Source organism: Mycobacterium nebraskense (assembly GCF_002102255.1).
GTDB classification, from domain to species: Bacteria; Actinomycetota; Actinomycetes; order Mycobacteriales; family Mycobacteriaceae; genus Mycobacterium; species Mycobacterium nebraskense.
Genome location: NZ_LQPH01000125.1, coordinates 33,654 through 56,809, shown reverse-complemented (window position 1 = coordinate 56,809; position 23,156 = coordinate 33,654). Strand labels below are relative to the sequence as shown.

Genomic DNA, 23,156 nt, shown 5'->3' with positions numbered 1-23,156 from the left:
TCCCTTCCACCGCAACCGGCGACCCGGTTCCGCGGTCACAACGCGCGAGGAAAATAACCCGTGACCGAATCAGCGCAACTATTCAAAGGCGTCCACGACACCCCGGTCTACACCGACATCCTGTTCAAAAAGCCGCTGCGGCTCTGGGTGGCGGTCAGCCTCTACGGCGGCACCGCCCTCACTGTCGCCCTCACCATCCTCGCTCTGGATTCCGGGCACGCCCGCGCCATCTTGATCTACGGCCTGCTGCTCACCGCCGCCACCGCCGGGGCCGCGGCACTGATCCCCCGTCAGCGGCCCAACCTGCGCTTCCGCATTGTCAGCGCCTGGCGCGCCCTGCGCCCCACCCTGGCCAGCACCGCCAGCGACCCGCTGCTGACACCGCCGCGCACCGTCATCGGCAACCTGAGCTTCACCGCCCACGGTATCTACGCCCACTACCTGATCAGCGGATTGCCCTACTACCTGCAATCCACCAAACGCCGCACCGGCGTGGCCGACAGTCACCAAGCCCTGGCCCGCGAAGTCCCCGCCGGCACCTGGGTATTCGGGCTCTCCGTACCCCAAAACCAGCGCCAGCTGCTCCGCGCCATGGTTGATGGTCACCGCGACAAGCCCGCTTGGGTCAACTCCTGCCAGCGGATGAAGCCCGTCCTCAAGAACCACCACCCCCGCACCCGCATCTACTGGCTGGCCATGCCCGTCGACGCCGGCCGCGCCGGGCACAGCCCTGCAGGTCAAGCCGCCAAACTGCGCGACTGGGTAATCGGGCGCGACAAAGACTCCGACGACTCGGTGGCCGCCTACCAGCGCCTGGCCCACGACATCATCACCGCCATTCCCGAGCAGTTCGCGCCCCAACCGGTCAGTGCGGACATGATCGACTGGTTCTGGCGGCACAACGCTTGGCGCGGAGTGTTCAACAACCCCCTACCCCGCCGGGCTACCACAGACCAGCTCGACACCGCCGCGCTGCCCGCCGCGGTTTTCGACGACGGCGACCAACACCATCGCGGCGGCCGCCTCCTGCCGCTGCATCTCATCGCAGCCGGACTCGCCGCCGCTGCCATCGCGGCCGGCCTCCTGGTCGGACTCCCGCTAGCAGCCCCCCTCGCCGTCTTGTCCGCCGCGGCGCTGCTCGCGTGGACCGCCGGCCTGCGGCGCATCCCCTCGTGGAGCAAAACCCTGCGAGTCTCCAGTCCCGAAGGCGCGTATCCCGACAGCTACCAAGCGATCCTGCCAGTCGTCGACATGCCCAAGGCCGGCATCGTGTTCCCCGGATCAGAATTTCTGCAAGCCCTCGACGACCTCGACACCGGCGCCACCTTCGACTTCGCCGTCAACCTCGTAACCGTAAGCCGCGAAATGGAATTCGTGCGCAACGACCGCGCCAAAGGCAACATCGACGACCAATTCACCCAGCGCCGCGACGTCCGCAACGGCGACGCCGAACTCATCGCCACCTGGCGCCAACTCGCCGAATACAACCGCCAGCTCGAAGCCAACATCGACGAACGGCCCCTACATGCCGCGTTCGTCATCGCAGTCGGCGCCCCCGATCAACACACCCTGGACTACAGCGTCAAACGCCTCCGCGAAGAACTCACCCAATCTGGCCAAATCGCCATCCGCCACTACCGCGGCGCCCAAACCAAACTCTGGGCAGCCTTCAACCCCGCCGCCCCCGCCCACAAAACCACCATCGACCAATTCACCCAACCCACCACCACCAAAAAGTGGTCACGCTTCGTGCCGTTCACCTCATCCATGGTCGGCAACAGCACCGGAATCCTACTGGGATTCAACAGAAACAACGCCCTCAACAGCGCCGTGCTGCTCGACCTGCCCGCCGCCGCGCGTCGCAACCGCAACCCCTGCCTGGTGTGCAGCGGCGCGCTGGGCTACGGCAAATCCTATGCCGCCAAACGCATCACCCGCGGCGAAATCCAACGCGGCGCACAAGCATTCATCGTCGACCCCGGCACCGAGTGGGAAAAAGCCCTCGCCGATGTCGACAACAAAGCCGTCATCGACATGGCCGGCAACCAGTTCAGCTGCGACCCGCTGCGTGTCTTCCCCGCCGACGTCGCCGGCGGCTACTGGCTGGACTACATGGTTCCCATGATGAGCCTGGATGCGCGCAGCGTTGGAGTGCGCCGCCTACGCGCCATCCTGCAGGCCGACGTCGCTGCCGCGCTCGACATCACCAGCACCGCAGCGCTCATGAAATACATCAGCCACATCCAGGCCCCCTCGACTGGGCCCGACAATCGCGCCCCGCAAGTCGTCAGACTCGCCGACGACCTCGCCCCCATCCTTGCCGCCCTGCAATCGTGGGCCAGCCACGCCTTCACCCGAGCCATCTTCGACGACACGCTGCCCGTGCCCGACCTGGCCAGACTCGACGTCACGATCTGGCTCACCGGCAGCCTCGACCTGCCCACCGCCAAAGAGATGAACACCCCGCACCTCTACGAACAGCTCTCCGACCGCAAACGTGCCTCCGTGGCCATCTACGGCATGCTCGTGAGACTAGCCAGAGTGACATTTTTCGCCGATCCCACCCGGTTTGGGCTCATCGTCCTCGAAGAAGCCTCCGCCCTGCTCAACTCCCGCGCCGGCGCCGACGACGCACACCTGATCAGCCGCCAAGCTCGCAAGCACTACACAGGGTTGTTGATCATCACCCAAAATCCCATCAAAGACCTCGCGCTCATGGGTGATGAGTTCATCACCCAGCAACTGATCATGCCGTTTGAAAACGAAGACCTGGCACGCCAAGTCGCCGCCAAAGTCGGCATCCGCCTCGACGACTACCCCGACATCGAAGAATTCTTCCTCGCTCAGCCCTCCCCGGATGAGATGCGCGACCCCACCGCCTTCGACGAGGTTGACTCCGCCGCCGGCCCCAACCGCGGCGCGCGGCAAGGCTACGGATTCTTCGTCGACGAGTTCCGCCGCAAATCGCCCATCTGGGTAGCCACCGAACCCGACGCCGCCGTGCACGACGCCTACGACACCACCCCCGGGCGCGCGGCATGACCACCCCGCCAACAACATTCGGCCAGCGCGCCGCCGAATACCTCGGCTACCAGATGGCCACCCGCCCACGCCTGCGGCGCGTCACCACCTTCTGGTTCATCACCCACACCCTGGCCGCCGCCGCGATCGGAGCCGCCCCGCCCGCGGCCGCCTCCACCCTGGCCGGTGCACTGAACTGGACCGGGGTCACCGACAGCCACGGCGTCCCCGTGGGCAACTACTACCTGTCCGTGGTCAGCACCACCGAAGCCATCACCAAAGCAGGACCTGGCCTCAGCTGGGACCCGTCGAGCTGGGCCCGCTGGCTGGCCAACGCCGTCACCACCGGCATGACCCATGAAGGCGTGATCGAACTGCTGCAAGCCCAAGCCGGCATCTACATCTTCATGATCGCCATGTCGCTGTGGCTGCTGCGGTTCGCCATGTCCAACACGTGGCTGGTGTGGCTGGCCACCTGGTTTCGGCCGGTCTTCGAGACAATCCGGGTGATCCTTGCCGACCTGTGGGTCTTCCCCATCTGCCTACTGCTCGGTGTCTCAGTCGGCGCCTTCCACATCCTGTGGCATGGTCGCAAAGGCTTCGGCGCCGGAATCATGGTGTCCACCATCGCCGTTGGCATCCTGGGCATCGTGCTCACCCGCGACCCGCTGTCCGACCTCTACAGCGAAAACGGGCTACTGACCCAAGGACGCAACCTCGGCTTCAGCATCTCCCAAGCAGCCTTCGCCAACGGCACCATCACTAGCGGCGGCGGCCAGGCCCAGCTCCAACACCTCACCGGCCTCATCGCCGACACCACCTTGCGAATGCCGTTACAGCTGATGAACTTCGGCACCACCGTCGATAACATCGGCACCTGCGGTGGCGCCTACACCGCCGCCATGCTCACCCCACCCAACGCCGGCGACCTCGCAGCACCCGCCCACGCCATGGCCTCCTGCGGCGCACCCCAAGCCCTGTCCTTCGCCCAACACCTCAGCGGCGCCAACCTCGCCCTGGGCGCCTGCTACGGCCTCCTGGGCGCAGTCTTCGCGTTCTTCGTCTGCTACGTCACCTACAGCTACGTCATGGTATGCTGCGCGGCCTTCGTCAACGCCCTGATGTCCATCGTGGCCGCCGCACCCGCCATGATCCACGGCCACCCGCGCCGGCGCGCCGCGCGGCGCATCACCATGTTCTTCAAACACGCCGCCCTGGTATTCGCCTACACCACCTACATCTCCATCGCGGCCATGATCGTGCTCAAAATGGGCGCCCGCGGCGGCTACGCCGACCAGGTCGGCATGACCCACCCACTCGCGCGGCTATTCATGATCGCCATCATCTCCGCCGTCGCCATCGGCGTGTTCTGGTGGCTCAAACGCGAACTCGGCGATCACACCCGCCAAGATTTCACCCACACCATCAGTGAACTCGTCCACCGCGGCCGCGAAGGATACCAACGCGGACAAGACGCCTACGACCGAGCCAAAGACCTCAACTCGCGCGCACCATGGGCCAAAAAACCCGACGACGACTCCTCCGATACCCCCGACGAGCCCGACCAGCCCCTCACCGGCCCCCCAGTCAACGGCCGCCCCCCCGGCGGACGCCCACCCTCACCCGGGCGCGCCTCTCAACAAACCCCAGCACCACAGGCCCCCGCCGCTGACGTGGCGGCCTCCTCCACCGCCGGCGGGACTGCGGCCGCCGCCGATGGTGCCATGATGGCCGGTGAGGCCGCCACCGCCGTCGTGGCACCCGAAGCCGTCGCTGCGGCCGCCGTCGCCGGTCACGTCGCTCAGCGCCGCCACCGCGACCACAGCTCTACTGGCGCACAGCAACCCAACCCCCCGGCCGGCGCCCCCAACTCTTCGCCCCAAGGTGGTCCCGCCGCGCCTGCCGGCGCCCAACCAGCGCCAACCCCAGCCCCCGGCCGGGGCGGCAGCCCCGAGCGCCCCACGCACCAGCGCGCCAACCCAGCCTCTCCGCCACACCAGCCGCAGCGCCCCAGTACGCGCCCACAGCCCGACAGAGTCGACGTCGACGAGGACAGCACCCCTGTCAAGGGCCGTCCCACACATTGACGAGAGACCGAAAGCGCTTGTGGCGCAGCCGATCTAGTATGAGGCGGTGAGCGCGTGCTCGAGCGTGGCTTGCCACTCGCCCATACCCGCCGACGACCACGGCTCGTCGACCTTGAATCCGGTGGCCGCGATCGCCCCGTTGATCGCCCGCCACTCATCCTCGGTCGGGGAGCTCACACCCCGTAGTTTTTGGCGCTCCTGGAGAATCTTCTTAAGCGCATACAGAATCATTCCAGCTTGCTCCACATAGTCCATATCGGTGGAGTGTAAAGCCGTTTCACCGTAGCGCAACGAGCAGACGAGCACTGCTGCCCTGGGTTGATGTGGATCAACTGGCCGCAGCGACCCTGCCCGCCCGCCCGAGTCCTTCGGCGGCTTGGCGGTGCAGCCCGGCGGCGTAGGTGACCCTGGCAGCGATCTCTTCGTGAGGCAGATCAAGGTCTTCTTCGCTCAGGCCGAATTCGCGCAGCTCGGCCAGCAGGTCGCTGCGCTGTTGAGCTGAGCGGATTTCTTGTACGCGCTGTTGCTCGCGTGCATTCTTGGCTACCCATGCCTCGTCGACGATGACATAGATAAGGCGGCAAAGCAGGTAAAGCAGCCCGATCATCACGAGGATCGCCACGAACAGCGCCATCATCTGGTCTGAATCGTTCATAACTTGCCTATTCTGAACGCTTTTCGGAGACCGCCGCCCGCAGTCCTTCGGCCAAGTCTTCGCGGGTGAGCTCCCGCAGGCGCTGCAGCTGCGCGTCGGTGACTTCGACGTCGTCGCTGGCCAGCAGCTCATCAAGCTCGGTGGTATCCAGGCGGTCGTTGCGGTGATCGCGGGCCTTTTCCACCACGTTGCGCACAAACCCGGCGTTGCCCAATACGTCTATGCCGCGGATCAAATCGCCTTCAGCGGTGAGACTTTCATCGGCATAGAACTTCTCGAAGTCTGGGCGCAGGACTTCAACGGCCTCATCGGTGGTCACGTCCTCATCTTCAGCCGCCATCAGCTTGGTCAGTTCGATCAACTCTGGCGGGGTGTAGCTGTGGAACTCGATCACGGTCGAAAACCGTCGTCGCAGACCTTGATTCACCTCTAGCATTCGCTCGGTGGCTTTGGCGTAGCCTGCCCCGAACACCACCAGTTCGTCGCGGTGATTCTCCATATACAGCAGCAGTGTGTTGATGATCGCGTTGCCGTAGGGGTCGCCGGTGGAGTAGCCGCGTTCATGCAGGGTGTGCATCTCGTCGAAGAACACCGCCCCACCGAGGGCTTCTTCGAGCATCTCTTCGGTGTTCTTTTCCGCATCAGCCATGTAGCGGCCCAGCAGTTTGGCGCGGCTGGTCTCCACCACCAGCGGTTTGCGCAGCACCTTCAGCCCGCACAGCTGCTTGGTGAAAGCCCGTGCCACAGAGGTCTTTCCGGTTCCGGGCGGGCCCAGCAGCAGGGTGTGTCGAGAGGTGACCGGCACCCGCAACCCGACCTTGGTGCGGGCCAGGTTGACCTTCGTGGTCGAGCGGATGCGTTTGATTTCTCGTTTGGCCGTCTCCATGCCCAGCATGGCGTCCAGCTCGGCTTGCCCCTCGGCCAGATACTGCGAGGCCTTTTCGGCGTCGCGGGCCGTTTCGGCCTCTAGTCGGCTCGGGGCGCTCGCGGGGTCCCACGGGTCGGTGCGGGCCTCGATGGTTTCTGGGTCGGTGAGCACCAGGCGCCGGCTCGGGTCGTCCATCGCTTCACGGGCGGGGGCGAATTTCGGGTCGCGGGAATAGACGCGGCGCAGCAGTTGGGCGGCCTCGTCCTCGCGGCCCAAGTGACGAAGACACATCGCTTGGGTGTAGAGGATCACCGTGGCCGCCGGTGGTACGCGGTCATCGCGGGCAGCTTTGTCGCCGCGGCGAAACGCATCCTCGAATACCCCCAGCGACGCTAGCGCTGTGGTGGCCATCGCGGTGGCCGCGCATTCGTATTCGGGCCGATACCAACGTTTGTCGATCGGGAACAGGCCCAACACATCGCTCCAGCGTTGGGTGCGGAAATGCAACAGCCCGCAGGCGTAGGTGTGCATGTCGGCGTCAAACGGATCGGTCGGCTTGGTCGCCGAGCTCAGCAGCTCGTGGGCTTGGCTGTAGTTGGCTTCCCGGATCAACACGGTCGCGTATGCGCAACGCAGGGCATCCACTGAGCCGATCGGCAACTGCAAAAACAGGCCGTCGAACACCAGCGGGCGAAAGTCTGCGCCCAGCACCCCTAGCCGGCGGATCTCCCGGCCGAAGGTTTCTGCGGCTGCCCAGCCTCCGGCCAGTACTTCCACGCTGTCTTCACCGGCGAGCACCCGGCCCATCCAGCCGTCACATACGCCCGGGTCGGCCTGGGTGACCGTGCGGAACATGTCGGCGGCCACCTGCCGGTTATGGCTGGGCACCAGACCGTCCACGCCGATGCCCGATGCCAACAGGCCGCGGCGAAAGGCGCTGCGAGCCGGGGATTCTGCCTCAATACCTGTCATGATCAGCTACGAATCTAACCGGTTAGGCGGCCCGCCGGGGGCCGCCCTCGAGCAAGCGGCGCTCATAATCGAGGTTGATCCGGAGCCGATGCTGAAACGCCCACGTGCGGATCACCGCCGCACCCGGGCCTTCCTGTTCGATATGGATGTCAGCGCCGCTGGCCGACCGTTTGTCCACGGTGCGCACCGTGACGGCCGCCCCCGCGGGCACCGAGCCCGCCACCTCGTCGTAGACGATCACATACGGGTACTGCGAGGCCGGCAACTGCTCGACCAGCCCGGCGGTGTCGATCACCTGCAACCCGGCCGCAATGACCTGGCGCCACCGCCCGGGCCGCTGCGTGCAGACCAGCACCTGGTACCCGGTTGCGGCCGCACGCAACGACACCTGCACCAGCAAGGCGAACTCGCCGCAGATTGTCACGGTGGCCAGCTCGGTCGGATCACTGAGGTCGACCAGCAGCGGGTGACCGCTGGGAAGCGTGCCAACGATGATGCCCGTCGCGCCGATCGGTACCGCCACCTTTTCGTTGGCCGCCAGTTCGCGCGCCGGCACCGCCAGCCCGCCATTGCCCGCGCTCAACAGCCCGGCCCGCAGCCCGGCGTCATGACGACCCACAAACGGGTTCAGCCCGGTCAGCGGCGGCTCAGCCAGCGGCCCGCCGCTGTGATAGCGCACCATCACCCCCACGGCCGTAGCGCCGGTATCGGCGCGGCGCACCTGGATCGACACCACCGTGGCAGCGGTCTCCGGCGCCCACAGCCGGTCAATCGTGGTGCTCGAAATGTCGCGTGGCGACATCCAATAGGTCTGCACGTAACCACCGGCGTGACGCAGCCGGCTCCACCCTGGCGTCAATCCGTTCGGGTCGATCCCGGCCAGCAGCGCCTCATCGGCCGAGCGGATCTGGGCCGCGGTCAACACCCGCGCCGGGATACGCAGGCTGGTCAGTTCTGCGGCCAGCCATTCGGCGGCCGCGCTCATCGTGGCCGCCACCGACTCGCGCCACACGATCGCCCGCGCACTGGCCAGCGCGTCCAGGCGCACGACCAGCCAGGTGCGGCGCTGCCCGACCGCGGGATGATCACCCACCGCCCCTGAATACACCGGGGCATACGGGTGGTGGCTTTTGGATGCCCGGCGCACCCCCGCGCTGACGATGTCGATGCCTTCTAAGGTGACATCGAACTGCTCCAGCCCGGCGGCCACCGCCTCAAGCGGCAGCTTCGTCATCGACTCGACCCGGGAATAATCGAGCGCCGAGGGACTGTGTGGTGGCCCATCGACGGCCACCACCGCTACCAAATGTGGCCCCACAGCACGGATTCCGACCCGCCCTGAGCCGAAGTGGCGCTCGTAGTCGGCCAGCTCACCGCCCGGCAGATCAGCTACGTGCCGTTTGCTCACCGATCGCCACGCCAGCGTCAACAGTGCTGCACCGCGCCAACGCAGCAACGCCAGCAGCGACACCACAAGGGCGAGCGCGGCGCCGGCCCACCAGCCCGGGCGGCCCGCCACGGCCGCCCCGGTGGCCACTAATGCGACGTCGACGACGAACAGCGCCACCAGGCGCGGCCAGCCGGCCGCCACGCTTAACGGAAAGGTCGTCCTCATCACCGCGCTCCTCGTCGCCGCATCAGCGCTGCTGAGCCCAGCACCAGCGAACACACCAGCGCCAGTCCGCCCACACCAGCGGCGGCTACCCACACGGGGGTCATGTCGCGGCCCACCTTGGGCGGGGCCAGCACAAGGGGTGCCGCCAGGTGTTGCGGCCCAACAGGTTCACCGGGGGGCAGGTCATAGGTCAGGGCGGCTACCGGGTCGACGATGCCGTGCCCGACCTGGTTATCCACCCCGCGCGCCGGTGCCCGGGCGGTTGAGAGCAGCCGGTTGATCACCTGATGGGCGGTCAGCTGCGGATACTTCGCGCGCACCAGGGCGGCCACGCCGGATACGATCGCCGCCGAAAACGAGGTGCCCGACTGCGGCACCAGCGTGTTCTTGCTGCCCTCGACCGCGTTCATCAGCCCGTCATCGCGCGGTGAGAGGCTTTCGATGTCAGTGCCTGGCGCCGCGATCGACACCCAGGGTCCGGCCACGCTGCCGTCCAGCGGAGCGCCGGTGGCATCCACCTCGCCGACGGTGAGCACATAGTCGGAAAACCACGCCGGAGTAACGACCGTGGTCACTCCCGCCCAATCGCGAGGATCGTTGGGATTCAACGGGTTATAGATCGGATTCTGTTTACAGTCGTTGCCCATGGCAGCGCTTTCGTTGCCGACATTGCCGGCCGCGGCCACGATCACCGCGTTGCGGTCCACGGCCGCGTAGTGAATCGCCGCGCCCAAGTCGCGCTGATCAATCATGTCGGTCGCGCTCATACACGACACCTCCGAAATGTTGATCACCGTGGCACCCATGTTGGCCGCATGCACGATCGCACGAGCCATCGTGCGGATATCGCCCGCCTTGCGCCGGGTCGCCGGGTCTTGGTTGCCTGCGAAAGCGTCCTTGGGAGAGAACGCTTTTGAGCTTTGCCGGATGGAGATGACCTGCACATCAGGGGCCACACCAGAAAACCCGTCCGCAGCCGGCGCCGGCGGCGGCGGGGGCTCCGGCGGGCCAGGCGGCGCGGGTGGCACCGGATCATCAGGACCAGGCGCGGGACTCTGCGGGGATAGTTTCGGGTGACCGGCGGGCACCACCACCGTGGGAGTCGCGCGAGGATGCCAGCTCGCCCCGTCTGGGGGTGGAGGCGGAGGCGGGGGCGGCAGCTGCACCGTCACGGTCTGCGGTGGCGGCGGGGGCGGCGGCGCCTCGGTGGTGGGCACTGTCTCAGGACGGCGGGCCTGGCGCGGCGGGGGCAGCGGCGTCTTGCCATCGGCGGGCTGGGCCGCGATCAGTGAGGCCACGATCATCCCGTGAGCATCACAGTCGGACAAGCCATCGCCGGGCATCACATAGTCGCCGCCACCGACAAGGTCGGTCAGCCGCGGATGCGGGGTGACGCCGGTGTCGATCACAGCCACCTTCTGCCCCGCCCCGCGCCCAAACCGCCACGCCTCAGCCAAATCCAGCATGTCCATGTAATGCGGCTGCACCCGATAGTCCGTACCCGGCAGCGTGCCCACCTTCGGGCAAAACGCGCCCTGGCGCATCGGTTGATCCGGACCCGGCGGCCCATCGGGCGGAGTTGCGCCCACATCAATCTGCGGGGGCTCCACCGCCCCCGCAGCCGGGGCGCCCCACAACCCGGTCAACCCCACCACGGCGACAGCCGATACCGCCGCACAGGCCTTTTGTGCACGACTCACCGAACAACCACCCCCGCTATCGGTACCGGATCGCGGCCAGCACACCCATCAGCCAAAACGCCAACGGGAAAATGCCTGTCAGGCAGACATATTCGACCCACTCGACGATCTTGCGGAACGTCGGAGTGTAGAAGCGGTTGGGCACCACCACACCGGCCACCAAGCCAGCCACCGGGACGGCCACCATCGCCGATACCCCCGCCAGCAATGCCGGCATCGTCCACAACCCCAACACATAGCGCCCGGCCACCCCGATCACCAATGCCACGGCGGCCAGCGCGAAGATCGTCGCCTGCCAGCGATCGGTGAACGAACGGCCGCGCAGCAGCACCGCGACCGCCACCAGCCCCGCCAACACCAGCGGCAGCCAGCGTCGCGGCGCATGCGGATCGCACAACCCGACGCTGCACACCACCACCAAACCTGTTGTCGCAACCAGCAACCCGGTCAGATAGGAGTGGGCCCGGTCGGTGGCCACCGTCACCTCACGCACCGACTCAGGCCCGGCGAACGTGGCCACCTGACCGCTGGCCACCGCATGATCAGCCGGCAAATCCGGACGCGCCTCAAAAATCCACTGGCCCGACGCTGAAGGGAAGACCGGCAGCCGAATCCCGGCCACCCAGCGCGCCACGGTGGGCGACACATGCATCCCGATCAGCGACACCAGCAGCACGACCGCCAACAGGATCGGCGCCGAGGTCACCAGCACCATACGCACCGAACCCACCACAACACCGACTGCCGCAGTGACGATCACCGTCGTGCCCAACGCGATATGGCGGCCGGTGAACCGCACTACCAGCACCGCGGCGACCAACGCGCTCGCCAATCCCAACGCGGCGTGCGGGGCACCCATCGGCCCCGGTACCGCAGCAGCAGCCCCCACCGCCAACGGGAGGCATCCGGTCAACAACAGCGTGTCACCGACGCCGCGCGCCAGCCGACTGGCTTGGCGCGCCAAGATGATCGCCGCCGCCGCCAGCAGCAGCGCCGCCAGCCCGCCACAATAGATGGCCGGCGCCCAGCCCAGATGCCCGTAACGCCAACGCCCCAGCAGGGCCGTGGCGGCCAGCACGCCGGCCACCACCATGCCCGCGCCGACGCGCGCCGCCCACACCGGCGTGACAGCAGGCCAGCGTCTGCTCAGCTCAGCGGCCACCGCCGAGGTGACGTGTTCGACGACGTTGATCCGGGCCTCGGTGTCGGCGGCGAACCGCAGCCACAACCGGGTGCCGTCGCTGACCCCTTGGGCGGCCAAAGACAGGCCTGGCTTCAGGGGGCTGCCATCGACCCAGCACAGTGTCCAGCGGCCCCGCGGGCCTGCCGTCAACGCCGGCTCCCCCAGTTCACCGAGTCGAGTGTTGACCAGATCCACCAGCGCCGCCAACTGCACTGACACTGAGGCGGTGGCATCCAACACCACCCCGATCTTGGTGGCCCCCGCGATGACCGCCACCAACACCCGATCAGGCAGGGCCGGCGCAGCCGCCGCCGTGACAGGGTTGTCGTGCTGCCGCTCGAGGGTCACGCGCTCAGCGCCCCCGCGGTCGGGAACCCTTCGGCCAGCTCGGCCGCCAGCTCCAAAAACGCCAACCGAGTGCGCTTGTGCAAGGCCGGAAAATCGAGCGTATCCGCGTCGCGCAAATGCGCATCCCATGGGATCGTCTTCACCGAACGCACCCGCGGCCCCAGCGTCTCGGTGATATGGGAGATAAACGCCTTGGACGCGCAGTCATGGATGTCGTTGAGCACAATCACCGAGCGCTTGAGCAGTTCGTGACCGTTGCGTGCGGCCAGCCACTCCACCGTGGTCTCGATCGCCAGTCCGCCCTCGGCGTTGCAGCTGCCGATGATCATCAACGCGTCGGTGTTCGACAACACTGTTTTGAAAAATTCGGTCTCGACTTCGGCGCCGCAATCCACCAGTGTCAGTTGGTAAAAGCGCCGCGTCAGCTCAGCGGTGTCGTAGAACACGTCCTTGTCCAGGTCCATCGGGTTGGCCACATTCTGGTTGCCCGGCAACACTTCTAGGCCCTGGGGGTTCTTCCCGGTGTAGTGACGAGCCTTGGGATAGTCGACAACCACCTCCTTGGCCGCAAGCAGATCGCCAATCGAGTTCAGCGCCTCGCGATCAACGAAGCGACCCAGGCCCCCGTAGGTGGTGTCGGCGTCGATCGCCAAGACCGGCTGCCCACGCTCAAAGGCGAACACGGTGCCCACACCGGCAGTCACCCGCGTCTTGCCGACGCCGCCTTTGATCGAAATCGCCGCGATCTGATACGTGCCGGGAATGTTGGAAGCCACACGAGACTTCCAGTCGATCAGTTGACGCTCATGAGCACCCGCACCCAGATTGACCAGCCCACCTGTGCAGGCGTGAACCGCCTTGCGCCACCCCATTTTCGCCGGTTCGCGGCGCCGTTTCACGACCTCCTCGACCTGGACATGCCGGGTCGGTGCCGAGCTGGGAGTGCGAAGGTCTGGCCGCGGCGCCCACCGTTGCTTAGGGTCCACACGCGGGGGTGACCACCGCGGCGGCGGCGGCGGGTTGCGCTGATCGAACTGCGGGCGCGGCGGGATCGGGTCGGGCGCCTGCCCTCCCGGGCCGCGCCCAACTGACGGCTCCGCGTCCGGTGCCCGAGGCGCCGGGGGCCGCGGCACAGCATGGGGATGCCCGCCCGGCGGCGGCGGCCCGAACGAGGGCCCCGCACCCGGCGGCGGCGGTGGTGCCGGTTCGGCCTGAGCATGAGCACCTTCAGTGCCCCCCGGCGCCGCGGGCCACGCCTCGTGGCGGTTCCCCTCGGCTGGCGGTGGCCCGAACTCGTAGCCACCCACCGGCGGCATGTGAGGTGGCGGCGGCGCACCCGGCTCGGGCACCCGCACATCAGCCAACGACACCTCCTCGGTGGCATCCTCGGCAGGCGCCGGATGCTCGCGCTGTTGCTCGCTGTTTTCCGGCGGCAGATAACGCGACATGAAGTCCGAATTGTCAGTCATTCCTAGTCCCCATATGGCTGGCGGTTACTATGTCCGATCCTAAAGGCAGAATTCTCGCTATACCACGCCCGCTCGGTATTCATCGAGAACACTTTGCTGGCACGGCGGTACCGCTTTTTGTCAGGCCATTCGTTCATGACTGTCCCAGGCGCGCACACCGACACTGTCGAAGACCGTCGTCAGCGCGTGATGCAGCTGGGCAGGACCCGCCGGGGCGATGGCCAGCCACTCCTGCTGGCTGCCCGCGGGCGGGTTCAGTCGGTACAGCGCCACCCGCCCCGAGGCAGTGTCGCGCAGGTTGAGCACCGTTTCGCTCCACACCGTGTCGGCATCCACATGGGCGCGCGCATAAACCAACGCCTCAGCTTGGGGATCTTCTAACGCCGCGCCCAGCTCAGCCAGCGCACCCCCGCGCAGCCCCAGTGCGCGCAGCGCAGCCATTTTCGCTGCTGCCGAGCCCGCCTTGGCGTGCAACGTGATCGCGGTACGCATGTCATCCAGCGGCACGTTGACCGCGCTGATCCGCGCCGGCTCCACCCAGTGCACCGAGTCCAGAGCTTCAAAGACTAGGCGTTGCACCCATTCCTGGTCGGTGCCCGGACAGTCGTCAATGGTGACGTAGGACCCGGCGCGCACCGCAGAGGCCCACCGGCCGTCGCGGCGGGCCAGCACAACGCGCAGCTGCTCATCGGGGATCGCGCGCCAGGTAGTGGGATCATCCATCACCACCGGTGTCACCACGTTCATCGCCCCGCGGCAGACCAGCAAGATGACTTCAACGTCGGGCGCGGCCAGCACCTTCATGCGCGCGGCGATATCAGCACGCACCATCGCATCCTCATCGGCGATGCCTTGGTCGACCAGCACCGCCAAACCCGGGTGCGCGGTGAGCCAGTCGGTGTTTCGTGGTTGTCCGTAGGGGCGTCCGCGCAGTTCGGGGGCGAGCTGGGGAATGCCCAGCATGGCTTGCAGCAGCCACAGTCCCTCGAGGTTGACGGTGATGTCAGAAGTCGGGGTGGCCGGAATTTCGGCGCTCGTCATAGCAGGTTTCCTTGCTCAAACGCTGACGTGGCGGCACCGAATCCGGTGCCGCCACGTCGTTGGCTGGAACAGTGCGGGCTAGGCCCACGAAGATCCGACGGCGCTGTCGGTGCTGTTCATGTTGCTTCCGGCGGTCTGCACCTTCTGTCCGTGAGCGTTGGCCTGCTCGTAGATCACCTGGAAGTTGCGGCCCAACTGGGTGATGAACTCCTGGCAGGCGACCGACCCGGCGCCACCCCAAAAATCCCCGGCCGCGAGCACATCGCGCACGATCGCTTGGTGCTCGGCTTCCAGGGAAGCGGCCTGGGCGCGGATCAGGGCGCCGTGGGCGTCGACGTCGCCGAACTGATAGTTGATCGACATGGTTGTACGTCTCCTTGGCGTAAAAGTGGGTAGGGACCTGGCGGTTAGCTGCTCAGGATCTGCTGAGAAGCCTGCTCTTGCTGCTCGTAGTTGTTGGCGTCACGGATCAGGCCGTCGCGCACCCCGTGCAGCATGTTCACGATGTTGCGGAACGCCTGATTCATCTGGCCCATAGTGTCGTAGGAGGTGGCCTGGGCTTGCCCACTCCAGCCGCCGCCGGCGATGTTCTGCGAAGACGCCCACATCTTGCGGGCCTCATCCTCAACGGTCTGGGCGTGCACCTCGAAACGCCCGGCCATGTCCCGCATCGCGTGCGGGTCGGTCATAAAGCGGGTGGCCATAATAACGTTCTCCTTAAAGCGCGAGTGATTTTATTTCAGCGTTGCTGTGTTGCCAGTCTATTGGCCCGATCTAACGCCGGGCAACGGCCGGCGCAAGCTATTTGAACGAATTTTTCCGTGCACATGATGTCACCAATTCGGCGCTAACGTCGGCGTAGCACTTTGACGGGTTTTCCATAGCGAGGTGAGCCGTCGCTGTCCGTGCCGCGCCCGTGCATACCCGCGGCCATCGGCGTGCCCCCATACATGCCGGAGCCCCCGGTGGTGGCCGGTGCAGCCCCCATCGACGTGCCCCCGCCCGAGGCGGCCACCGGTGCGACCGCCCGCGCCGTACTAGCCGACTCCCCGCTGGCGCCGGCCGTCCAGGTTGCCGGCACCGACAACCCGCCCAGCGATCCCGCGCGGCCCGCCACGGCCTCCACCTCCGAGGCTGCCCCGCCCATCCCCGCAAGTCCGGGCCCGGTCGCACTGGTCAAGGTCGACGCAGTGCCCCCACCGAACATGCCCGGATTCATAAAACTCATAAACGGGCTCAGCAGCGAATTGAATTGGCCCAGACCGCTGCCCCCCAACCCCTGGCTCAGCGGTGACGAGAGCCCTTGCAGCGCTTGGGGAATCGTGCTCACCAGCTGCGGGCCCATCGACAACATGGATTCGCCGTCCAAACCCGCCGGCATGCTTCCCGCGCTGCTGGCGAAATTGAACGGCTGCTGCCCGGCGGCGGTGCCGCCCGACTGGCCCAACGCGGCCGCTTGCGCGGCCAACCCGATCGGGTCCGAGTTGGGCGCTGGCGGCACGAACGGGACCAGCGCGCCGGTGATCCCCGAGGCATTCCCGGCGAAGTCGTACATCGTCGCGGTGTCTTGGGACCACATCTGACCGTAGTGAGCCTCGTTGGCCATGATCGCCGGAGTGTTGAACCCCATGAAGTTCGTCGACACCAGGGCCGCCAGCTGCGCCCGGTTCTCGGCGATCACCGGTGGGGGCACCACCCCGGCCCGGGCAGCCTCGAACGCCGCCGCGGCCGCCGCCGCGGCCGCGGCGGCTTCCTGGCATTGCGCGGCCGTCTCGATCATCCACACCACGTACGGGGCTGCCGACAGCGCCATCGACATCGACGAGGGCCCCGCCCACGCCGTGCTGGTCAGCGCTTCGATCACCGCCCCAAACGCCGCTCCTGCGGACCCGAGCTGCGCGGCCAGTGCCTGCCATGCGGCGGCTGATTCCATCAGAGACGCTGAACCCAGGCCGGCATACATGCGGCCCGAGTTGATCTCAGGTGGCAGCTCGTAATCCATGGCTGTGGGCGCTAACCCGCGGGCTAGACCTAGACCATCGCAGCGGTGTTGAGGACCTCGGTGGCGGCGTAGTCGGCCGAGCTGATGCCCATGGTCGAGACGAACATCTGGTGGACGACCTCCCCGATGGCTTGGGTGGCCTGATACACGCCGGCATGGGTGCCGAACGCCGCGGCCAACAGAACCGACGCCGGCTCTGGCGCCGGCGGCACCACGCCCAGTGTGGGTGCGGCTCCTGCGGCGTTGCCCGCCGCTACCGCCGCCCCGATCCCGGCCAACCCGGACGCGGATGCATCAATGCCCGCAGGTAATGCCTCGACAAACATGGAACCCTCCCGTAAAGAGCCGACCGGACATTGACCGGTCTGATGACAAAAGTGTATCGACGCCCGCGGGCTTACGCGCGGCCCATCGCAGATCTATCCGAGGCCGGCGTCAGCGACTTGGACATAAATTCCCGATTCGCCCGATTCGGCGGTATTCAGCAAGAATCCGCGGCCCTTGGGCATCCAATGGCCTTTCCATTTGCCCTTCACGAATCCTTGATCGGGGTCGGAATCCATGATCAGCTCCGGCTCCCTGGCCTGCTTGAGCATCCTGAACACGGGGTCGGCCCCCAGGCCCGCCATGAACGCCGCGAACTGGCGGGTGTAGATGATGTGCAACCCGACGTCGTCGCCGGCCTGCACGAACCGTTCGATCACCCCCAGAGGTGAGTCGAAGCCGACCGGCAACCGCTCAGAATCGTCGATGATCAAAAAGATTTCCGGACCCTGCCAGTGGCGCCGGCCGATGTCATCGACCGATAAATCGTCGCTGGGCAGCCGCGGCGCAAGGACCGCGGCCAGCTCGCCCATGCGCGCTTTGACCGAGTCCGGCGTCGAGGCGAAACGCTGCACGTAGGACTTATCCAGCACGTTGAGTAGCTGGCGGCGCGGATCAATGAGCCACACCTGGGCCGCGGGGCGGTCGGCCGTTTCTTCCAGCCCCGGCCCCGTAGCGCCGTCAGCGCCCGGGGCGTAAACCCTGCGAATCTCGCGCATCAATGTTGCACACGCCGTCGTGCGCCCACACTTGGGTTGCCCGGCGATGATCAGATGCTGACTGGCCAAAAACACCGGCCGTTCGGTCTCGTCGAGCGCCCACACGATCGACGTGGGGGTGCGATCATCGGTGGCGGCTGTCGCCGCCAGCTCGGCCGGCGAAACCCGCCCTGGCAGCCTGCGCACCTTACGTGCAGGATTGAACCTACCGGCCTGGCGGCTGACAGCCTCGGCGACACTGCGTGAATCGAACACCTCCGCGGCGGTGGACTCCAGCGCCGGGCGCGCCATCAACGTGTGCAACCCCACGGGGTCTACGCCGGTGCGTTCGTAATTTTGCCCAATCATGCCGCGCCCTGGCCGCGCCGGCACAGCCGTGGCCAGTCTCGCCTTAGCCACCAGCGTCGCTTCGTTGAAGTCGGCCAGACGAAGCTCCACCCGAGACCCGAAGTTACCCCGCACCGTCACCTGCAGATCGGTGTTCTTGGTCACCGCGGCGACCACGTGAATCCCGAACGTGGGCCCCTCTTTGATGATCCTGTTCACCTTGTCTTCGACGAGCGCCTCATATTCGCTAACCATCGCCGCATAGTTGTCGATCACCAAGAACACATCGCCGTAACCGTCCTCAGGCACAGCCCCGGGCTCACGCCCAGCCTTGCGGCGGCGAAACACCTCCATCGACATCACGCCGGTCGCCTCGAAGCTGCGCTTGCGCGAGGCGAGCAACGCCGCGATCTCCGCCACGGTGCGGCGCACACCGTCACTATCAAGCGACATCGACACACCACCCACATGCGGTAGCCCCGACACACTACTGAGGGCCGCCGACGAAAACGCCAGGCAGTAAAACTGCACCTGCTCAGGGGTGTGCGTCATGGCCGCCGCGCAGATCAGGTCTTGCAGCGCAGTCGTTTTGCCCGAGCCCTGAGCACCCACGATCACCACATTGCCGCCCGGGCCCGACACGTCAATGGTCAGCGGATGCTGGTCATGCTTGAATGGCCGGTCCACCAGCCCCACAGGGAACACCAGGTTCGGGGTGCGCGCATAGTCGCTGTCCCAGGGCCGCCCCAGATAGGTGTTCACCAGTTTCTCGATGCTCCACGGCGCATCCAGCGGCGGCTTCCACAACCGGTAAGGCTCAAAGTCAATCCGGCGCAGCTGGTCGATGATGATGCGCCCCACCTGTGGGCGCATCAACGCATTGCGCTCCTCGGCGTCCTCGCTATCGCCCGCGTCGGTCACCTCGTCGACATCAGCCACTTCCCCATCCACAGCTGGCGACTCGTCGAGCTCATCAGGCGGCGGCAACGGTGTGAAGTCCGTGGAGAACAGTTGCGGCGCAAAATAACTCACTGACGCCGCGCTCACTTGCGGCGCGTCGTCGAGGTCCTCCGTGCCAGGCTTGCGGTACTCACGCCACAAGAACTCGCCCTGAAATTTCGTCAGCGTGCCGTTCGCGGGGCTGCCCTGCAAGAAATAGCACTGCCCAGAACCCTTGAGGTTCACCGCATTCGGCACACCGATCGCCGTGGCTGACTGTGTCGTATTGGTCTGCAGGGCCATCCGGTACCCCACGTTTTCTAGCAGCTTCTCAGCGCGAGTTTCGATCTGCTGGCTGGCCATCAGCAGATGAATCCAATACGCGCGGCCTTGGCGGGCGATCTGATACAACGAGTCCTGAATCTCTTGACCCATCAACTTAAACAGTTCGGCGAACTCGTCAATGACCACCACCAGTACCGGCAGCGGCGGCAACACCTCAGCAGCCCCCGCTGCGAGCTGATCGGCACGGATCTTGTTGTATACCCCCACATCATCAGCGCCAGGCACATCGCATAAGGCTTTGCGCCGCGCGATCTCGCCATCCAGCGCGTCGATGAAACGGGTCATCAAACCCTGGTCCTCTTCGAGGTCGGTGATGATCTGCGAAACGTGAGGCACCCCGGCAAAGGGCCGAACACCCGAGCCACCCTTGAGGTCGGCCAACATGAACTGCAGGTTTTGCGGCGGGTGCCCCAACATCAGAGACTCAATGAAGGCGCGCAGCATCGTCGTCTTGCCCGAGCCAGTCGTGCCGGCCATCACCCCGTGCGGGCCCTGGCCCCCTTCCGAGTCCTCCTTGATGTCGACGAAAAACAGCTCATTGTTGTCCATCCGGTTACCCAGTGGCACCTTCAACCGCTGCAGGGAGTTGATGTCACTACGCGGGCCCCACAACTTGTCGAAATCAATATTGGCGGCGTCCTCAATCCCGTAGTACGACAGGATGTCTCGGGCCATCACCTGCTTGCCGGAATCAACTTCGATCGCCTCATAGGCCTCGGCGAGCCGGAAGCGCGCCATGCGCTCGGCGAACGTCTCGGCCTCATCGCGGCTCATCTGATCGGCGTAGGCGAAAAACTGGGGATCGTTCCCCTGCGGATCCCATGTCATCGGGTCGCGCGGCACCGCCGAGATGACAGCGTTCTCACCGATGTACAACACTCGCCGGCGCGCGTCGCGGCACGCCGGAACGCGGCCTAGGCCGCGCACGTCGAAAAATGTCAACCCAGCGACGCCTTCGGAGCTTCCGAGACGCTCCCATCCCGCTTCGGTGTCGCACACGACCACCGTGTGCGGCAACGGCTCAATAGGGTCCTTCGACGCGCCCAGGCGCGAGCGGAAGTCCCCGCGGGTGGACAGCGACATTGCCTCAGTTTGCGCGTCAAGGAACTCAGCGACCGACCCATAGACCATGCGCACCGGGCCCGCACCGTCAATGAGCTTCGGATCACCGGCGTGTGGTAGCCACTTCACCCAATCCCACTCGGCCGCATCAGAAGTCACCACCACCAGCCGCAGATGATCGGGGCCGTGGAAAAACACCAATTCGCACAGGATCGCGCGCATCAGGCCCAGCACCCGCTCACGCGGGCCGCGTAGCTCATAGCCGGGCTCCACCATCAGCGACACCAGTTTCGGCGTGCCGTAGGCCACCGTCTGGTATTGCATGAACTCTTGGAGGACCTTGCCGGTCACCGGTTCGAGCTCGATATCGGTCGGCGCGTCCTGCGGCTCGTTGAACACGGCGGCATTGGATTCCATCAGATCCGTCATGCCCACCCCGACCCGGGCCACCCCGAACCATGTATCAGACCCGTTGGGCTTGCGCTCCCACATCCGCATACTGCCCACGGCCGCTTCCAGGGTGCCCGGTGCGGGGTGATACCAGCGGTGATTCTGATCGAGCCGGTCCGCCAACTCTGAGGTGGTTCCTCGCAGCTCGTCCATGACCATGCAAAACCGGGCCCGCAGCGCGTCGAGCTTCGAGCGCGACATCTCCTGCGACCCGCCGCGGCCACCGAACAGCATCGCAACCAGCCCGCCCACCATCAGGAGCGGGAAAAATGACCCCGCGCCGGTAAACGAGCGCGCACCACTGGCGAAGCTGATCCACATCATTCCGCCGAACAGCGCAAGCAGGCCGATGATCAACGCCACCGACCACAGCGGTTTGCTTTGTGGCGGCGGCACTTTCAGTGGAGTCGGCAGGTCAAGGGTTTCAGGCTTAAACGGCGGCGCCTGCGCAGTTTGCTTGCGCGCGAACCCAATCTTCATGACTTCGGGACCTCCAGTTCGGCCGGGTTGGCATCGACAGGCAGCGTGTTGTGACGCACCAGCGCATCAGAGCGCGACAACGCCGGCCCGGCGGCCAGCAGCCGCAGCGCCAGCCACGGCGCCGGGCTCGGGGAATGCTTCTTCAAACCCAAAGCGTTCATCGTGTCCTCCTGGCGCGGCACCCCGAACCGCACCCCTGATTCGGATATCCACCACAACGACTCCACCGTGGCCGCTGACGGCGAATTACCGGTGGACACCACGTAATTGGCGTACTCAGGGCCCAGATACACGCGGTCGGCCTGCATCTGTGGCCCCGGGGCTTTCACCAAGTCCACCACTTTGTCCACTTGGCCCTCGGCCACCGGGATGCTCGGGCCGGCGATGACCGACGTGCTAGCCAGCGCCTCACCGCTCACCTTCTCCCAGTGCCAGCACGCCGCGGCGTTGACCTGGCTATCGATCACCCGCGGCGGGGTAGCCGGGAACGCCGACAAGTCCAGGGTTTGCACCACCGGCAACTTCGCCAACACCGGGCCAGCCACCACCGGGATCACCGCACCGGCCGGCCCGGCATTTTGCAGCACCTGAGCCACCACCGGCGACACCGGCTGCACGCCATCGGTGAGCACCACCGAATACGCGGTCTGCCCACCCACCTGCGGAGTCGATACCACCGTCCCCACCGGGCCCGGCGCCCCCGCGAACCGTGCCGGCGAGCCCGCATTCGGGATCACCGGCACCGACAACTCCGGGCCCACCGGGATCGCATCGAATAAGGCCCGGCTCATCGGGCGCGACCCCAACACCGCATCCTCGCCCAGCCCCAACGCCAACAGCACCGCCCGAGCACCCTGATTGATCAACGAGCGCCGCCCATCGCGGATCAACCACACCGCATCCCCATAGCGGCGCACCATCGCATCATCAGGGCCCAGCACGTGGCGGCGTGGACCCAGCTCGGGCTGGCCGTCGATGACGGTCACCGTCACCGGCTCAGGCGCAGCCGCCCCGAACGCCTTGGTGATCTCATCACACACCAACCACGACGAGCGACCCGGCGACGTCGCCACCATATCCTGCGGGGCGCCGGCAATACCGACCAGCGGCCCGCGCGGCGCTGCGTCAATCTCGCTGCGGCGCACCCGAACCGGGCTGGCCGCCTCCCCGGCGATCAACCGCGCCGAGGACAAATTCAACGCCGGATACAGCTTCTCGCCCACCCGCACATACAGCGCCCCCGAATCCTGATCGGCCACAATCCGCGCCTGCCCCGCCGAACCGGCCGGGCGCACAAACGACCAGAACAACGCCCCCAGACACAGCACAGCGGTCAGCGTCACACCCGCCAACATCGCCATCGACTGGCGCCGGCCCGGCTCGGCCTCCATCCGCACCCGCCGCCGAGTCATCGCCGCCACCGCGCGACGGGCGAAAAACATGTGCCCCGACACCTGTACCCGCGTCGAAAGCCCCAGACCGCGCCCGCGCCAGCGCGACTCGTCGTCCTTATCCACTCCCGGCTCAACCACCGTCAATACCCACCGTT

The 23,156-nt window shown here is 66.4% G+C and carries 16 protein-coding genes; 2 read left to right on the top strand and 14 right to left on the bottom strand.

Annotated elements, in window-relative coordinates:
• Positions 1 to 60 precede the first annotated feature (60 nt).
• Positions 61 to 3,042 carry an ATP-binding protein gene (locus AWC17_RS15495; RefSeq protein ID WP_007172330.1) on the top strand — a complete coding sequence of 994 codons (2,982 nt, stop codon included), beginning with the start codon at positions 61 to 63 and terminating at the stop codon, positions 3,040 to 3,042.
• On the top strand, positions 3,039 to 5,108 hold the full coding sequence (locus AWC17_RS15490) for a hypothetical protein (protein WP_007172331.1): 2,070 nt from the start codon (positions 3,039 to 3,041) through the stop codon (positions 5,106 to 5,108). The genes AWC17_RS15495 and AWC17_RS15490 overlap by 4 nt, the downstream gene beginning before the upstream one ends.
• Before the next feature lie 33 nt (positions 5,109 to 5,141).
• Here AWC17_RS15490 and AWC17_RS32735 read toward each other — a convergent pair whose 3' ends face one another.
• The 14 genes from AWC17_RS32735 to eccB all read right to left on the bottom strand — a co-directional run bounded on the left by AWC17_RS32735 (position 5,142) and on the right by eccB (position 23,145).
• Positions 5,142 to 5,285 (bottom strand): hypothetical protein, encoded by a 144-nt coding sequence (locus AWC17_RS32735; protein ID WP_154074434.1) that lies wholly within the window; start codon positions 5,283 to 5,285, stop codon positions 5,142 to 5,144.
• A gap of 151 nt (positions 5,286 to 5,436) precedes the next feature.
• Complete coding sequence (locus tag AWC17_RS15480) at positions 5,437 to 5,763, bottom strand: hypothetical protein (RefSeq protein WP_007172333.1); 327 nt, start codon at positions 5,761 to 5,763, stop codon at positions 5,437 to 5,439.
• 7 nt (positions 5,764 to 5,770) lie between these two features.
• Positions 5,771 to 7,603 carry a type VII secretion AAA-ATPase EccA gene (gene eccA / locus AWC17_RS15475; RefSeq protein ID WP_007172334.1) on the bottom strand — a complete coding sequence of 611 codons (1,833 nt, stop codon included), beginning with the start codon at positions 7,601 to 7,603 and terminating at the stop codon, positions 5,771 to 5,773.
• A gap of 22 nt (positions 7,604 to 7,625) precedes the next feature.
• Positions 7,626 to 9,218, bottom strand: a complete 1,593-nt coding sequence (gene eccE / locus AWC17_RS15470; protein ID WP_007172335.1) for a type VII secretion protein EccE — start codon at positions 9,216 to 9,218, stop codon at positions 7,626 to 7,628.
• The gene (mycP, locus tag AWC17_RS15465; protein WP_040624331.1) at positions 9,218 to 10,918 is read right to left on the bottom strand and encodes a type VII secretion-associated serine protease mycosin; all 1,701 of its coding nucleotides are present in this window, start codon (positions 10,916 to 10,918) and stop codon (positions 9,218 to 9,220) included. The genes eccE and mycP overlap by 1 nt, the downstream gene beginning before the upstream one ends.
• A gap of 16 nt (positions 10,919 to 10,934) precedes the next feature.
• Positions 10,935 to 12,449, bottom strand: coding sequence for a type VII secretion integral membrane protein EccD (eccD, locus tag AWC17_RS15460; protein ID WP_007172337.1), 1,515 nt, complete (start codon positions 12,447 to 12,449; stop codon positions 10,935 to 10,937).
• A complete protein-coding gene (locus AWC17_RS33550) occupies positions 12,446 to 13,918 on the bottom strand; it encodes a MinD/ParA family ATP-binding protein (protein WP_023363500.1) in 1,473 nt (490 codons plus the stop codon). Before AWC17_RS33550 ends, eccD begins: the two co-directional genes overlap by 4 nt.
• A gap of 120 nt (positions 13,919 to 14,038) precedes the next feature.
• On the bottom strand, positions 14,039 to 14,959 hold the full coding sequence (locus AWC17_RS15450; RefSeq protein ID WP_007172339.1) for an ESX secretion-associated protein EspG: 921 nt from the start codon (positions 14,957 to 14,959) through the stop codon (positions 14,039 to 14,041).
• Between the two features lie 78 nt (positions 14,960 to 15,037).
• The gene (locus tag AWC17_RS15445; protein WP_007172340.1) at positions 15,038 to 15,322 is read right to left on the bottom strand and encodes a WXG100 family type VII secretion target; all 285 of its coding nucleotides are present in this window, start codon (positions 15,320 to 15,322) and stop codon (positions 15,038 to 15,040) included.
• Between the two features lie 44 nt (positions 15,323 to 15,366).
• On the bottom strand, positions 15,367 to 15,663 hold the full coding sequence (locus AWC17_RS15440) for a WXG100 family type VII secretion target (protein WP_007172341.1): 297 nt from the start codon (positions 15,661 to 15,663) through the stop codon (positions 15,367 to 15,369).
• Between the two features lie 143 nt (positions 15,664 to 15,806).
• Complete coding sequence (locus tag AWC17_RS15435; RefSeq protein ID WP_007172342.1) at positions 15,807 to 16,961, bottom strand: PPE family protein; 1,155 nt, start codon at positions 16,959 to 16,961, stop codon at positions 15,807 to 15,809.
• A 29-nt stretch (positions 16,962 to 16,990) separates the two neighbouring features.
• Positions 16,991 to 17,287, bottom strand: a complete 297-nt coding sequence (locus AWC17_RS15430) for a PE family protein (RefSeq protein ID WP_007172343.1) — start codon at positions 17,285 to 17,287, stop codon at positions 16,991 to 16,993.
• Positions 17,288 to 17,380: 93 nt separating this feature from the next.
• Positions 17,381 to 21,607 (bottom strand): type VII secretion protein EccC, encoded by a 4,227-nt coding sequence (locus AWC17_RS15425; RefSeq protein WP_007172344.1) that lies wholly within the window; start codon positions 21,605 to 21,607, stop codon positions 17,381 to 17,383.
• Positions 21,604 to 23,145 carry a type VII secretion protein EccB gene (gene eccB, locus AWC17_RS15420; RefSeq protein WP_007172345.1) on the bottom strand — a complete coding sequence of 514 codons (1,542 nt, stop codon included), beginning with the start codon at positions 23,143 to 23,145 and terminating at the stop codon, positions 21,604 to 21,606. Before eccB ends, AWC17_RS15425 begins: the two co-directional genes overlap by 4 nt.
• Positions 23,146 to 23,156: the final 11 nt, after the last annotated feature.

What these genes read in the sequence shown, in the direction of transcription:
- AWC17_RS15430 (WP_007172343.1), bottom strand. Translation starts at nt 17,287, where the DNA reads ATGTTTGTCGAGGCATTACCTGCGGGCATTGATGCATCCGCGTCCGGG.
- AWC17_RS15450 (WP_007172339.1), bottom strand. Translation starts at nt 14,959, where the DNA reads ATGACGAGCGCCGAAATTCCGGCCACCCCGACTTCTGACATCACCGTC.
- AWC17_RS15425 (WP_007172344.1), bottom strand. Translation starts at nt 21,607, where the DNA reads ATGAAGATTGGGTTCGCGCGCAAGCAAACTGCGCAGGCGCCGCCGTTT.
- AWC17_RS15480 (WP_007172333.1), bottom strand. Translation starts at nt 5,763, where the DNA reads ATGAACGATTCAGACCAGATGATGGCGCTGTTCGTGGCGATCCTCGTG.
- AWC17_RS15440 (WP_007172341.1), bottom strand. Translation starts at nt 15,663, where the DNA reads ATGGCCACCCGCTTTATGACCGACCCGCACGCGATGCGGGACATGGCC.
- AWC17_RS15445 (WP_007172340.1), bottom strand. Translation starts at nt 15,322, where the DNA reads ATGTCGATCAACTATCAGTTCGGCGACGTCGACGCCCACGGCGCCCTG.
- eccA (WP_007172334.1), bottom strand. Translation starts at nt 7,603, where the DNA reads ATGACAGGTATTGAGGCAGAATCCCCGGCTCGCAGCGCCTTTCGCCGC.
- eccE (WP_007172335.1), bottom strand. Translation starts at nt 9,218, where the DNA reads ATGAGGACGACCTTTCCGTTAAGCGTGGCGGCCGGCTGGCCGCGCCTG.
- AWC17_RS33550 (WP_023363500.1), bottom strand. Translation starts at nt 13,918, where the DNA reads ATGACTGACAATTCGGACTTCATGTCGCGTTATCTGCCGCCGGAAAAC.
- AWC17_RS15435 (WP_007172342.1), bottom strand. Translation starts at nt 16,961, where the DNA reads ATGGATTACGAGCTGCCACCTGAGATCAACTCGGGCCGCATGTATGCC.
- AWC17_RS15490 (WP_007172331.1), top strand. Translation starts at nt 3,039, where the DNA reads ATGACCACCCCGCCAACAACATTCGGCCAGCGCGCCGCCGAATACCTC.